The organism is Deinococcus peraridilitoris DSM 19664, from assembly GCF_000317835.1.
GTDB lineage: Bacteria > Deinococcota > Deinococci > Deinococcales > Deinococcaceae > Deinococcus_A > Deinococcus_A peraridilitoris.
The window spans coordinates 178,511-191,176 of sequence record NC_019789.1 but is presented as its reverse complement, the minus strand read 5'-3'; the positions used below and the strand labels follow the sequence as shown (position 1 = coordinate 191,176).

The window sequence follows — 12,666 nt, the reverse complement described above, 5'->3', positions numbered from 1 at the left end:
TTAAGCGGCTTGAGCATGGCGGTCGGCTTGGTGTGGTGTCAAGTAGCCGAGGGTCGAATGGCGGCGCTGACGGTTGTAGAACACCTCCAGGTACGAGAAGATCGCTGCCCTGGCGGCTTCGCGCGACTCAAAGGGTTCACCGTCCAGCAGTTCCCGCTTGAGGGTGGCGAAAAAGCTCTCGACGCAGGCATTGTCCCAGCAATCTCCCTTCCGACTCATGCTGGCTTGCGCTCCGATCCGCTGGAGTTCAGCCTGGAAGAGGCCACTGGCGTACTGGCTTCCTCTGTCGCTGTGATGAATCAGCCCTGGAGGTGGGGAACGGCGCTGGACAGCCATCTGCAAGGCCGCCACCGGCAGCTCGGCAGGCATGCGGTCGTTCATCGACCACCCCACGATTAACCTGGAGTACAAGTCCAACACCACCGCCAGGTACAACCAGCCTTCTTTGGTGGGAATGTACGTCAGATCTGCCGCCCACACCTGGTTGGGCTGCTCTGGCTGGAAGTCGCGTTGCAGCAGATTCTCTGCCACAGCCAGTTCGTGATTGCTGTCGGTGGTGACAACATGCTTGCGCTTGCCTTTCGCCCGTAGACCTGCCGTCCGCATCAGACGAGCCACGCGCTTCTTGCTGCACTTCAAGCCCTCTTCGGTGAGTTCGACGTGCAGGCGGGGAGCGCCATAGCGGCCCTTGTACTGCTCGTGCAGTGCTTTGATCCGCAAAGAGAGGGCTTCGTCTCGCAGGGCGTGTCGCGACGCTGGCCTTCCTCGCCAGGTGTAGTAGCCGCTGATGGTCACCCGAATACTCGACACAAGATGTCCAGGCGGAACTCGTGTCGGTTGTCGTGGATGAACGCGAAGATCAGCGACTTTCTTTGGCAAAGAAGCGGGCAGGCGTCCTCATGGGCGTCCGTTCTGCCCAAGACAGGCAGCCGCCTTTTTTAATATTTCCCGTTCCTGCCGCAGGATTTCATTTTCCTGTCGGAGCCGCTTGATCTCTTGCTGCTCCGGCGTGAGGTGCTGACGGCCCTGCCCAGGAAAGGCTTGCATGCCCTGCTGGGCCGCTTTGATCCATTTTCGCAGTACGGAGTCGCTGATCCCCAGGTCTCTGGCTGTGCCCGCGACGTTGCCGGTGGACTCGGCCAGGTTGACGGCATCTCGTTTGAATTCGGCGGTGTACACTTTGCGATTCGTCATGGTGGTGCCCCCTATCTTTGGGCTTATTCCCACCTGCGTAAAATCGGGTCAACCTCACATCCGCTTTTTCACGCACCTATTGAGCAAGGTCAAAGGTCAGGTCATCGTCGTGCTGGACAATGCAGGCATTCACCGGGCGAAAGCGGTTCAGGCGTTCGTGGAGAGCAAAGAGCGCCTATCCGTGGTGTATTTGCCGCCGTATGCCCCTGAGTTGAACCCGATCGAGTTGGTGTGGGCGTACGTAAAACGCAACGTGCTGGGTAACTTCTGCGCCAGAACGGTGAAGGAGTTGAAGGCGAGGCTTGCTGCCGCATGGCAACGTGTGCGTTACGTAGAGCTGCCAAGCAAGCTGATGACCTCCAACCAATGCCGGGTTCAATAGCTCCTAGCCTAGCGGACACAAAGTGCCAGGAGGTTCAGTCACGAACGGCCAATGTGGGTGTGCCCTCAGCCATTCAAAACTTCTCCTCGGCCACTCGTGAGGTGGAGAAGCGCACTTCCCATTGAAGCGAGGGTGGAGGGGAAAAGTATTGTCAATTTTCCCCTCCACCCTCGCTTCAAGTTTCAGAAGTCCATGTCCATCTGCTGGTTCCGCTTGCGGGCGCGGCTGGCTCCTCCGCCTTCCGTGGCGTCGGTGGAGTCGTTGGTGGTTTTGATGTCCATGCCTTGATCGTGCGTGCGTTCCATCCGGTGTTTCAGTTCGTGCATCAACGCTTTCCGCAAAGCGCTGTCTGCTTCGAAATCACCGACTTCCCGCATGTACCTCAGTTGCTCACGGCCAAGCTTCTCGTCGGTGAAGGCGATGACGTGGACGTGCGCGTTGTCCGTGTGCCGGTCCTCGCCAGCGTGCGCGAAGGCAACGTACCGGTGATCCTGGAAGCCCATGCGTTTCATCACGTCCTTGGTCCACTCACGGATGTCCTCTTTCCCCATCTCCTCCCCCGGACTGAGGACCATGCGGTAGGCGAGATCCCACTTCTCCCCTTCCCGTTCGATGATCTGCGCGACTTCGTATTTGGTCAGTTCATCCTGCGAACCGTTGAAGCCCGCCCGGTACGCTCGCTGGCCCTCCGCGTTGGGTCTATGGGCGTAATACTCGGCGCTGTCCTTCACCCGCCCTACGGCGCTTCTGGAGAGCTTGCCGGAACTGGAACGCAGCCGCGTGTACTTCGCCTTCACCACCGTCCGAGTCTTGCTCCCTTGTGGCGTCACCCGCCGCCTGCCATTTGACCCAGGCAGTCTCACCCGACCGAGCTTCACTCTCCGCTCGGACTGAGGTGCTTCCTGCGTCACGCCACGCTACTTTCCCTTGACGCCACCTCCACCAGCTCCGGTAACTCCTGCAGCGGCGTTCGCAACGCTTCCACCGTTTTCTTCCAGTACTGATCGCTCACGCCCTGCACCAGCTGCTCGTTCTCAAACCACGACGACATGAAGTACACCAGCAGCCGCCGTGACGTGCCACTCTCCAATCCATTGCGGACCAGCAAGCGGGCCAGACGGTCAAAGCCGCGTTTGAATTCCGTGCGGATCACTTCCTCCACCACCGGCATTAACAACGACTCCCCAGCGAACTCCACTTCACTCTTCACGGCCTTCTCCAGCAGCTCCGAAGCCACCGAAGAAACCGACACGCGACGCGCCGTCGCCAAGCGGTTCAAGGCATCAAAAACATCCGGTTCAACGTACGTTGTCAACTTTGACTTCATTCCAACCACCTTCCAGGGAAAACGCTCCTCCACGTGCAAGGAACGACGAGCAGCACGACAAAAACACCCTCAGCACGCCCCACGCACGTCAAAACCACGTGCGCCAACCACACTCCACGCGCCGAAAAGGCCCTCCAGCACAACAAAAACACCCCATCCACGCGCACCCCTTATCCTGCCTACCTCAGTGAGTTCTTCGACGCAGGGGACGGGTACCTCCGAGGGGTGCGGGGTCGGAAGACCCTGCAGGCACGTGTGCCCTGCTTTTGGTGTGGTGTTGCAAGGTGGATTGCCACGTTGATTGCGTGTGGCTTTGCAGCTCCTTGCTTTGGGGTGAGTCGGGTAGTTCGTTTGACACCGCGTGTGGTGTCGTTGTGGGCGTTCGGGTATGAGGGGAGGGGTGTGGGTGGCCGCAATGACCACCGCACCCCTCTGGCGATGCTCAAGCTTGAGCATCGCCTGTCTTGTCGCCTGCCTACCGGCTCTTCTTCGGCTTGACCTGCAGTTTCCGCCGGTACTGCTGCGCCTTCTTCTCGAAGTCCACCTCACCCGACAGCAGGTCCTCGAATGACACCGCCATGGACCGGGCAGCTGGTTTGGTGTGCAGCTGCTGCTTGGTGCGCTCAATCCATTTGTCCAGTGTCGGCCCGGCCTGGATTGCTTCATCCTGCCGCCTGGCTTGTTTGCTCTCGTTCGCTTTGCCTGGCTTGGCTTCCAGGGTGAAGCTGCTGGTGAGCGGTATGGCTTTCAGGGTGCCTTGCCGCAACGCTTCTTTGTAATGGCGCACCACAGCGTTCCGTTCGGTAGGTTCGAACTGCTGCAGCATTTCACTGAGTCGCACGAATGAAGAAGTGGTGGCTGCCGGTGGCGTTGGCGTGGGGTGCTGCTCAACTGTCGGCGCTGTTTGTTCTTGGGTGTCTGTGTGGCTGTTGTGGGTGTGTTCGTAGGTGGCGGTCATGATGAATGCTCCTGTGGAACAACAGTCCGCAAAAGGAAAGCGGGGCTGTTGGTGAGGGTGTTGCTGTAGGGATTGTTGTGAGGATTTCAGGTGGGATTGCTGTCCTGATTCCTGTGGGGTGTTGCGCCTGTTGTGCTTACTCTTCGCGCGGCTTGGGCAGGACGTCTTTGGCGCTGAGCAGGTACGCTTTGTTCCAGCGTTTCCCAGTGACATACAGCGTCTCGTCGGCAGGGTTGTACACGATGCCGTTGAGGACGTTGTCTTTGTCGCTGTTCAGGTGCTCCTGGGCGATCTTGCTGAGGTCGATCCAGCGTTCCACGAAGCCGGTGTCAGGGTCGATCACGGCGATGCGTGTGGTCAGCCAGACGTTCGCCAGGATGTATCCGTGCCCATATTCCAACTCGTTGAGGTACGTGACCAGACTATCCTTGGTCTGCACGGCGAGCTGTCGTTCGACTTGGTACGTCTTGGGGTTCAGGAAGCGCAGGACGTTACTGCCGTCACTGAGGATCAGGTGGGTGCCGTCTTGGGTGAGTCCCCAGCCTTCTCCGTGATAGGTGAACTGACCTTTCTGCTTGAATGACTCGCGGTCAACGATGCGAGCGAATCCGTTGCGCCAGGTGAGTTGCACCAGGTCGTTGCCGCTCTGGGCGAGACCTTCCGCGAAGATGTTTTCAGGCAGTTTCGTGCGGCGTTTGACTTTGCCGGTGGTCAGTTCAACTTCTCTGAGTTTGGAGTATCCGTATAACCCGGTGCTTTCGAATAAGCGGCCGTGGTGAATGACGAGACCTTGGGTGAAGGCCTGCGAGTCATGCGGGAGCGTGTGCAGGACAGCGGGGGTGATGACGCGTGGTTGTTGCTGCGTGATGAACACAGTACCACCGAGCGCTGCTGTCCCTGCGAGGAGGGGCAGTGCGATTGCTTTCATTTCGTGGCCTCTGATGGGAGGAATGGAAGCGGGAGGTGGTAGAGCGAACGTTCCTAACGGTTTCAGCACTCAAAAACGACACCATCACGATACACGACGGTCGCCTATGGAAGGTATGTCTGGCGAACCAGGAGCAGACAGGTCGTGGTCTGTCTGCTCCTGGTTTGTCGCGTATGTCGTGCTGGGTTTAGGGCTTTGTCCCGAGCTGTTCGAACTGGAGAAGCGTAGCGGGTTGGGTGATCATCATGCCGGTCGAGCTTCGCCGAAGGGTTTTCGCGTCGTCCGGAAGTTGCGCCCACCGCTTCTGGAACTCTGCCGGGCTCGATACACCGAGGACTGCTGCAACTGGAGCGAACCGGCGGTTTGATGCAGCGCGTTGTGTGAGCGCTCCTTCAAATCGGTTGTAGTACACCAGTGTTCGCGGGTACCAGTGGTCGTCGTGCAGTTCTGCCCGAGCCCAGAGGAGTGCGTCCATTTCGATGTATTCACCTATCAGAACGAGCGGCGATTCGGCGGTTTCGACGATCATATCGGCGTGCAGGCTGATTCGATTGAGGTTCAGGCGTCGCTTGCGTTGTGTATCGAGCGCATCAAGATACCGGTCGAAAATCCCGAATGGTTCGTTGACGGTTCTGCCGCGACTGTGTTCTTTGAAGTGATAGGAGTGGGACAGCAGTTCAACAACGGGAGTTAGGTTGCCCGTTTTGGTGAGTATCACCATGCCGTAGACGAACAGTTCGCGCAGTGAGAAGCGCACGTGGTCGTTCTCGCCATCGAATATGTAGTTGTTGGTGTGGACTCTGAATATCAACGGGAGTGCCCGCTCGAAGAAGTCGATGAGTGGCGTGGCTATTTCCAGCTGTGGGACATATCGAGAGAAGTGATGGAGGACTTGCGCGAATTCGACTTTGTATGGCGTGAAGGCTTGGATTTCTCGGCAGATCAGGTCATCGTCAAGCCGTTGGCCGTCTTGCGCGATGGGCATGTCGCTCAGGACCTGGAGGAGGACATCCAGGTAGTCGGAGAAGATTCCGAGCGTGAACGTATCCCGGCCGCGTTCGATGTTGGTTTTGATCTGGTCGAACTTGCCGGTCGTGGCGAGGGGTGCGCGGGTGTCTTCCAGGATGAACTGTGGGGTTTGGCCGACGGTGGGTTTTTTGCGGATCGGCTTTTCGTAGATGAAACGCACGAGCTGCTCGAAGTTTTGGTTGAGCAGTGTTTCCGTGGACATGTCGATGAAGATTCGTGAGGCGAGGTACGCGGGGACGTAGGGGTTCCCTTGGTCATCGTTCTGGAAGATGACGGGGACGAATTTGCTTTCTTTATCGGTGGACTGGTTGTACACCTGGGGGGAGATGATGGTGCTTTCGTGGCCGACTCCACCTGCGCGTTCATCAGCCCGTTCCGCGTATCGCTGGTCGCATATCATCACGACCTTGGTGACGGTCTTGTCGGAAACGGAGCGTTCCATAAAGTGGTATTTGTCTTGGCCTTCCTTGAGGTCGTATTGGTCAAGGAGTACGTCGATGCCGCTGGCGAGAAGTCGATCGGCCAGGTCACGCACGCGTTCTGCGTGTTCTTCAGAGGTCCAGCTGTAGGAGATGAAAATTTTTGGCTGGGTGGGGGTTGTCATCAGGTTCATGGTATGAAATGCGTCGAATCCGGGTTGCGATTTGAGGGCCGTTGCTTGGGCCGAAGCGGTGGATTGCGGCAAAATTTTCAGGCATTTGGAATGTATATATTCATGGTGATCTCGTTAGTCAGTCCTTAGGCATACCGGGAGCAGCGGGGGACGTTTGAGGTGTGGTGCTGAGCCGCCTCGCGCCACGCCTGTCCCCCGCTGCCGGGGAGGGTTGGTGCGGAGGGAAGCGGGACAAAAGCACAGTGGTGTTCTGTGCTTTTGGGGGCCTCCCTACCCGCGCCCCTGGTGGTGTTCCAGGGGCCTTGCTGTTCCCGCTTTCGTGCGTTGCCGGGGTGCGCCTTGACGTCGCGCGAGGGTCTTCTGCTCTTGCTGATGCCTGAGCGGTACCCGCCTTCTCGTATTGCCGGGTGTGCCTCGCCTGGCGTCGTTGTTGGAAAGGGGCGGGCAGCGGTCGTGAAGGGCACGCGAAGCGTGTCCTTGTTCCTTACGTATCGGTCAACTCGGGGTGTTTCCGTGGCATGGCCTTCAGGGAGTTTGAGGGCGGGAAGCCCTCAATACACCGTGGGTGTTCCTGTTGTGGTGGTGTGTGGGGGTGGCTGCAGGGGTCGTACAGGGTCGGTGAGACTCACTGCGACGCTGTTTTTTTGTTCCTGGGTATTCCAATAAGCATGATTTTTAGGGGTGTTGCCGAGTGACGGCAGCACTTTTTTGTTGGGTGTTCCGGGGGGTTTTCTGGGAGGCTTGCCGTCACTGTTGCCGTCAGGAGGTGGGTTGTTTTTCGCGCAATTCGAGCTCGAAGCCCAGGGCCTCCGCGATACGGTCGAGTAGATCGAGCGGTAGGGGACTGCGGCCGGTGAGCACGTGGTTGAGATAGGTGCGACTGAGGCCGAGCTGCCGGGCCAGTTCGGCTTGGCCGCCATAACCGCGATTCTTGATGTGTTCGCGCAGCGTGGCGCGGATGGCTTCGGCGTCCATGGCATTACCGTAGCACAGTTGTAGAGTTATAGCTTGACAATGTAGAGCTATTACTATACACTTGGGACATCAAAGAAGGCGCCCCAACCGGTCAAGTTCAAGCGCCTTCTCTAAAATTCCCCCTCTGGAGAGAACTATGGACGATCTTAGCACCCCCTACATCAAGCAACCCCGCCCGGGAGTCATCTTCGAGCGCAGCAACCAGGGCGAACAGGTGATCCTCAACAGCGACCTGACCGTCACCATTGTCAAGGACGGCCAGAGCCGCGTCACCGTGCCCAGCTTCGAACAGTGGGACACCTGGGCCGTCGACGCCTTCGACGCCATGGTGGGCATCGTGCCCCACATCACGCTTGGTGAGGTGGGCCTGCGCATGGGCGAGAACTACGAAGTGCGCATCATGGCCGCCCGCAACTGCCGCAGCGACTACGCCGCCTGAGACGCCACCCGGGGCTTCGGCCCCCACTCTCCCCCACCTGGAGCGCAGCATGCACCTCACCGAAACGACCATCGAACACACCACCGCCAAAGTGAAGCAAGCCCGCGTGCGCCTGCACGCCGCGATCGACAACGAAGCCGACAAGCGCCTCACCCTCGAATACCACGAGGCGGAGAAGCTGCTGGAAGGCGTGCCCAGCAAGAACGAGAGCGAGCGCCATGCCCGGCTGCTGGTCGACCTGCACGAAGACCACGAAGCGCTGGAAGAGGCTGAGCAGGAAACCCGCGCAGCCCGGCTGGACTTCGATCTCGCCCTGGCCGACCTCGACGCGCTCAAGCTGGCCCTGCGACTGCGCGAGAGCGCCATGAAGGAAGGTGCGCTGTGACCGCGCCCTTCATGATCGTGATGCACCCGGATGGGCGGCGTGAACAGTGCCCGTGGCCAGCAGATGACGACGCCCAGCTCGCCGTGCTGCAGGAGGCCGTGGGCGGGTATGTCGAGTACGTCTCCCCGGCCTGGCACGCGCTGACGAACTGGGATGTGTACGTGAACGAAGAAGGCCTCGACATGCTGCCTCATAACGTAGTCGGGTCGCAATTGGCCGGGCTGGATTTGCGGATGTACGCGCCATGGTGTGGGCCGGTGGTGCTGGCCCCACGGGTAGGCAGCTCAGCGGCTGAGCGTGAGCGGGCGCGGGAATTCTTCGCCCGGCTGGAGGCAGCGGCGGAGTACGGTGCGCGCCTGCCGGGCTGGGGAGTGGTGATTGACGCCCGAGCCAGTTGAGGCTGAATGTTGATGACTGGGACGTGCTGTCTGGCACGCCTTTATCTGTGTCGGGGTGCCGATGCGTTCCTTGAAATGCAGCCGCAAACGCGCTCACCGAGCACCTGCTGAGCCGCGACGAATACGGGAACGACCTGCCCCCGGTGGATGAGTCCCGGCGCATTCTCAAAAGCCGCCCAACCAGTCTGCGCCTCGGATCGGACCTGGAGCGCCGCCTGCGCACACTGGCGGAACTGAAAGGCACCAGCTATCAGACGCTGCTGAAAGAATTCGTGTTAGAACGGATCTACGAAGAAGAAAAACGTCACGGCATCCTCTGAAAGGTGGCAGCCATGAACCACGACTCCCTCATCGCCCACAACCCCATCCATCCGGGTCGGATCCTACGCCGTGAACTGCAGGCCCGCGACCTCACCATGGACCGTGCTGCCCGCGAATTGAACATCCATCCCGACCACCTCAGCGCCCTCCTCGCAGGCGAGCGCAATCTCACCGAAGACGATGTGCAACACATCGCGACGGCCTGGAATATGAACCCGCAAACGTGGCGTAACCTGCAGGCAGGCTACGATACACACCCGAAAACGCGTCTCACACGATGAATCAAAAAACACCCCCGCCCGGGCGGGGGTGTCGCTTAGGGCTGCCCCTCCCTACCTCCTCAAGGAGCCTTATGCCTCAATACCTGATCGTCCTCGAACCCGGAGCCAACAACTGGAGCGCTTACGCGCCCGACCTGCCCGGGGTCGTCACCACCGGCAAAGACGCTGACGACACCACCGAGCGCATGCGCGAAGCCATCGCCGCTCACTTGTACGAGCTGCAGCAGGATGGCGACGAAATCCCCGTGCCCACCAGCACTCCTGAAACTCACGTCTCGGCCGACTTAGGCAACGTGCTTTGTATGATCGAGCCTGCTCCATAAAGCCCGTTGCACATGCAGAGAGCCGCCACGATGGGCGGCTCTCTGGTTTAAGGTGGGTTAAGCGATTCCCTTAGGGCAGCGTGATGTAGTTCCCGCTCGAGAACGTCAACGTGACTTTAGGGTTTGCCGCGTCAGTAGCATTTACGGCGCAGGAGACGAGGTCTGCGTTGGGTTGAACTCCATAACTTTCGAGGCCCTTTGTACAGTCGGAGGACACTTTATCTCCGGCGACTGCTGCAGCCATTACCGCCACATAAACTTTTCGTGCATAGGATTTCTGATCCGGGTCGACCGCGTTTTTACGCGTACCCAGCATGCTTGGAAGTAGAAGGTACATCAAGAGTAGAACTGGGAGAATCAAGGTATGGACGCAGATCAAAACCCATTTCAGGACCTCTGAAATACTCTTTTGCGTGCTGCCGGCAGAGTACATCTGCACGTAAATCTTCCGGTACTGGACATGCATGACGAAAAACAAACCAAGCCAAATCAGAAGGCCGACGGGGACGAAGCCAGCCCAGAATGACAGTGCCATCAGAACCATCGAACCAAGGGCTATTCCAATCCAGCCGAAATGCCAACCTGGACGGTTGATATAGGTAAAACCCGCTCCAGGGAGAAGCCAGTTCAGCACAAAGCCAAGCCAATAATTCGGGTGGCGTTTGCCGTGTGTTGGTGGTATGCCATTTTGCTCAACCGCAGTCATGAAAGAATCATAAGTCAGTACCGCCCTTGTGGGCGCGTATTTGCCGACGATTCCCCATGATGCTTGATGTGCAGGACATGCAATTCCCGCCACAGCTCCTCAAGGTGCAACAGTCGCGCCGCCGTCCACTCTTCCGTGTCATGCACCGTCACGATGTACCAAAGTGACGCTTCGTCCCGCTTCAGGCTGACGGTCACGCGCTCGCCTGGCTGAAGAGGCGCCTTGGTTCTGCTCATTCCGAAATTCTACGAAGGTGTTTACTATAAGTCATGAAGCGCCCTCGGCTCGTCTCCATCCGCTACGCCCCGACACGCGAACTGGGCGAGCGCCTTCAGGCCGAACAGCACCTCATCGAGTCCATCCAGACGGCACTCGGCGAGGATGTGCTGGTGCGTTTCGAAGAGGTCAGCGATGACGAGTACTGGAAACGCACCCGCGTCCGCATCACCGGACCGTGGGCAGAACCGCGCGACGTGGTCTTTGCCGCGGTCAGCCTGTGTCTGAGTACAGTGGAGGCCGCCTGACGTGTGCGGACGCGTGAACGGGAATTTTCATCCCACGAACTTCCACAGCATGTTCGGCCTGATACTTCCACCAGAGTGGCCGGGCGCGTATGCCGTCGCGCCCACCATGCCTTACCCCATCGTCCGGCTGCCTCCTGGTAAGCGTGTGCAGGCCACTCTGGCCCGCTGGGGCCTCGTGCCAGCCATGTACCACGGGGTACTGCGCAAGTTCAAACCCAGTACCTTCAACGCCCGCAGTGAGGACGCACAACAACGGCCTTCTTTCACACTCGCGTACCAGGAGGCACGCCGTTGCCTAGTGCTGGTCCAAAGCTTTTACGAGTGGAGCGGCGAACCTGAAAAACGCCAAGCATACGAGATCCAGCGCGCTGACGGTCGCCCCCTCGTCCTTGGCGGGCTGTGGGAAACGTGGATTGGCGAGTTCGGCCCGTTGGAGACCTTCACCCTGCTGGCCTGCCCGGCGAATGCCCTGGTCTCGCAGCTGCACGACCGGCAACCCGTGATTCTTGAGCGCTCGAACTGGCGAGCTTGGCTAGACCCACGTACACCAGAAAGGCCAATCTCAAACCTGATGCAGCCATGCGCTCATGACGTGCCGCGCATCTCCCCTGCCAGCAGCCAGGACACCCGGCCCATGCACAAACGTCCCGCAGAGCAAGTGGCCTGATGGGTGGGAAGCTCGCGTGCCTTGTTCGTGCCTTACGCGCACGAGAACAAACGGAGTTGTCCGACCATAAAAGGGCATCACAAGAAGGGCGGAGTGCTGATAATCATGGCCTTGAAGGCATGTGCGGGCATCAACAGGCACCAATCATCATGGCGGAGCTTCCACCAACGGATCAGAAGGCCAGGAGTTCGAATCTCTTCGGGTGCACCAAGAAAACCTTCACTCAGTGGGGGTTTTTACTTTTTCCCTTCAGGCTCCAGGCAGCGTTTTCAGCCGCTCGTGATAAATTCGTGTCAAAACGGTTTTCCGGCCCTTCCCTGCCCAGAAGCCGTGAGAAGTCCAGCGCGAACTCCTGAAGCTCCTGCCAGTACACCGTCCGGTAGATGTCGAGTGTTATGGTCACCGTGCTGTGCACCAGGTGCCTACTGACCACGTCAATCGGCACCTGGGCCTCCATCTCGAACACCTTCGGATGCGGCGGCAATTGGCGATTACTTAGGTTGAGTGGCAGCGTTCTGCTCAGTGGTACTGGACGATGCGTCAGGCTGGTTCTCCAGTACGCTCGTCACTTCGCGTCCAGTGTCAGCCAAGGCACTCAAGCGAGCCTTGGCATCCTGCACTGCCTGCCCCACTTCTTGCGGGTCCTGCGACGACAGAATGACCTGCGCATCTTCGGCGAGTTTGGCAGCGGGCTCGATGCCTCCCTTTGCGACTTGAGCGACTTCCTGACCTTTCTTCACCATGTTTACGGCTTGTCCGGCTTTATCCCGCCATTGCTGGACTTGCGCACGTACCTGCGACGCGTCCCGTTGTGCAACTTCAGCCAGCGTGCCTTGTCGTGCTGCTTCCTGGTATTCGGTGAGTTTTTGCTGCAGCTGCTGTTGCCGCTTGGGTTGGCGGAGCACCAGGTACGCGCCACCCGCGATGAGCAGCAGCAGAAATGGATGACCTCGGCGTCGAGCTACAGCCAGGTCCTTGTCGAGATTAATTTGCACCTTTGCTTTTCTGGTCATATCCAGTTCATCGTCAAAGAATGACGATGGCTGTGGTGAAGCGCACCTTCACTAACCTTTGCCCTTCTGCCGTTCATGAGTACTGCTTGCCTTCGAGCCGCTAAACGGTGAACGTTTGACTGCGTGGCGGGGAGTGATCACCTGATGCTGACTACTCTTGTAAGTTGGTAGTGGGACACGGCGTGGCAGACCGAACTACCCAG

At 58.9% G+C, this 12,666-nt stretch carries 19 protein-coding genes and 1 pseudogene; 9 read left to right on the top strand and 11 right to left on the bottom strand.

All coding sequences use genetic code 11. From position 1 onward, the window contains the following. Positions 1-1,194 (bottom strand): annotated as a pseudogene (locus DEIPE_RS19690) (IS3 family transposase). Here DEIPE_RS19690 and DEIPE_RS19680 point away from each other — a divergent pair. Further along, entirely contained in the window at positions 1,193-1,576 is a 384-nt protein-coding gene (locus DEIPE_RS19680; RefSeq protein ID WP_083865908.1) for a transposase, read from the top strand. The pseudogene DEIPE_RS19690 and the gene DEIPE_RS19680 overlap by 2 nt on opposite strands. Positions 1,577-1,758: 182 nt before the next feature. Here DEIPE_RS19680 and DEIPE_RS19675 read toward each other — a convergent pair whose 3' ends face one another. The 6 genes from DEIPE_RS19675 to DEIPE_RS19650 form a co-directional block, all read right to left on the bottom strand. Then, the gene (locus DEIPE_RS19675; protein WP_041231794.1) at positions 1,759-2,376 is read right to left on the bottom strand and encodes a relaxase/mobilization nuclease domain-containing protein; all 618 of its coding nucleotides are present in this window, start codon (positions 2,374-2,376) and stop codon (positions 1,759-1,761) included. 107 nt (positions 2,377-2,483) lie between these two features. Then, entirely contained in the window at positions 2,484-2,936 is a 453-nt protein-coding gene (locus tag DEIPE_RS19670) for a hypothetical protein (protein WP_157449100.1), read from the bottom strand. Positions 2,937-3,378: 442 nt separating this feature from the next. Then, positions 3,379-3,861 (bottom strand): hypothetical protein, encoded by a 483-nt coding sequence (locus DEIPE_RS19665; RefSeq protein WP_015231326.1) that lies wholly within the window; start codon positions 3,859-3,861, stop codon positions 3,379-3,381. Positions 3,862-3,997: 136 nt separating this feature from the next. After that, positions 3,998-4,789, bottom strand: a complete 792-nt coding sequence (locus DEIPE_RS19660) for a glutaminyl-peptide cyclotransferase (RefSeq protein WP_015231325.1) — start codon at positions 4,787-4,789, stop codon at positions 3,998-4,000. A gap of 187 nt (positions 4,790-4,976) precedes the next feature. After that, positions 4,977-6,422: an SEFIR domain-containing protein gene (locus tag DEIPE_RS19655; protein ID WP_041231793.1), complete on the bottom strand. Its 1,446-nt coding sequence runs from the start codon at positions 6,420-6,422 to the stop codon at positions 4,977-4,979. 768 nt (positions 6,423-7,190) lie between these two features. Continuing rightward, on the bottom strand, positions 7,191-7,406 hold the full coding sequence (locus DEIPE_RS19650) for a helix-turn-helix transcriptional regulator (RefSeq protein WP_015231323.1): 216 nt from the start codon (positions 7,404-7,406) through the stop codon (positions 7,191-7,193). Between the two features lie 136 nt (positions 7,407-7,542). Here DEIPE_RS19650 and DEIPE_RS19645 point away from each other — a divergent pair, with 136 nt between their 5' ends. The 6 genes from DEIPE_RS19645 to DEIPE_RS19625 all read left to right on the top strand — a co-directional run bounded on the left by DEIPE_RS19645 (position 7,543) and on the right by DEIPE_RS19625 (position 9,553). Then, positions 7,543-7,845, top strand: a complete 303-nt coding sequence (locus DEIPE_RS19645) for a hypothetical protein (RefSeq protein ID WP_015231322.1) — start codon at positions 7,543-7,545, stop codon at positions 7,843-7,845. 49 nt (positions 7,846-7,894) lie between these two features. Beyond that, complete coding sequence (locus DEIPE_RS19640) at positions 7,895-8,230, top strand: hypothetical protein (protein ID WP_015231321.1); 336 nt, start codon at positions 7,895-7,897, stop codon at positions 8,228-8,230. Further along, positions 8,227-8,628, top strand: coding sequence for a DUF3846 domain-containing protein (locus tag DEIPE_RS19635; RefSeq protein ID WP_015231320.1), 402 nt, complete (start codon positions 8,227-8,229; stop codon positions 8,626-8,628). The genes DEIPE_RS19640 and DEIPE_RS19635 overlap by 4 nt, the downstream gene beginning before the upstream one ends. A 143-nt stretch (positions 8,629-8,771) precedes the next feature. Beyond that, positions 8,772-8,948 (top strand): hypothetical protein, encoded by a 177-nt coding sequence (locus DEIPE_RS24210; protein ID WP_015231319.1) that lies wholly within the window; start codon positions 8,772-8,774, stop codon positions 8,946-8,948. 12 nt (positions 8,949-8,960) lie between these two features. Then, on the top strand, positions 8,961-9,230 hold the full coding sequence (locus tag DEIPE_RS19630) for a HigA family addiction module antitoxin (protein WP_015231318.1): 270 nt from the start codon (positions 8,961-8,963) through the stop codon (positions 9,228-9,230). A 71-nt stretch (positions 9,231-9,301) separates the two neighbouring features. Next, a complete protein-coding gene (locus tag DEIPE_RS19625) occupies positions 9,302-9,553 on the top strand; it encodes a type II toxin-antitoxin system HicB family antitoxin (RefSeq protein ID WP_015231317.1) in 252 nt (83 codons plus the stop codon). A 70-nt stretch (positions 9,554-9,623) separates the two neighbouring features. Here DEIPE_RS19625 and DEIPE_RS19620 read toward each other — a convergent pair whose 3' ends face one another. Beyond that, a complete protein-coding gene (locus DEIPE_RS19620; RefSeq protein WP_015231316.1) occupies positions 9,624-10,259 on the bottom strand; it encodes a hypothetical protein in 636 nt (211 codons plus the stop codon). A 14-nt stretch (positions 10,260-10,273) separates the two neighbouring features. Next, the gene (locus tag DEIPE_RS19615) at positions 10,274-10,495 is read right to left on the bottom strand and encodes a hypothetical protein (protein ID WP_015231315.1); all 222 of its coding nucleotides are present in this window, start codon (positions 10,493-10,495) and stop codon (positions 10,274-10,276) included. A 33-nt stretch (positions 10,496-10,528) separates the two neighbouring features. Between DEIPE_RS19615 and DEIPE_RS19610 the strand changes: the two genes are divergently transcribed. Then, entirely contained in the window at positions 10,529-10,783 is a 255-nt protein-coding gene (locus DEIPE_RS19610) for a hypothetical protein (RefSeq protein ID WP_015231314.1), read from the top strand. Between the two features lie 13 nt (positions 10,784-10,796). After that, the gene (locus tag DEIPE_RS19605) at positions 10,797-11,450 is read left to right on the top strand and encodes an SOS response-associated peptidase (protein ID WP_245557678.1); all 654 of its coding nucleotides are present in this window, start codon (positions 10,797-10,799) and stop codon (positions 11,448-11,450) included. Between the two features lie 223 nt (positions 11,451-11,673). On the opposite strand, the gene DEIPE_RS19600 is transcribed toward DEIPE_RS19605, so the two are convergent. Together DEIPE_RS19600 and DEIPE_RS19595 are read right to left on the bottom strand one after the other, a co-directional pair. Then, the gene (locus DEIPE_RS19600) at positions 11,674-11,895 is read right to left on the bottom strand and encodes a hypothetical protein (RefSeq protein WP_157449099.1); all 222 of its coding nucleotides are present in this window, start codon (positions 11,893-11,895) and stop codon (positions 11,674-11,676) included. A gap of 46 nt (positions 11,896-11,941) precedes the next feature. Next, entirely contained in the window at positions 11,942-12,463 is a 522-nt protein-coding gene (locus tag DEIPE_RS19595; RefSeq protein WP_015231312.1) for a hypothetical protein, read from the bottom strand. Between the last annotated feature and the right edge of the window lie 203 nt (positions 12,464-12,666).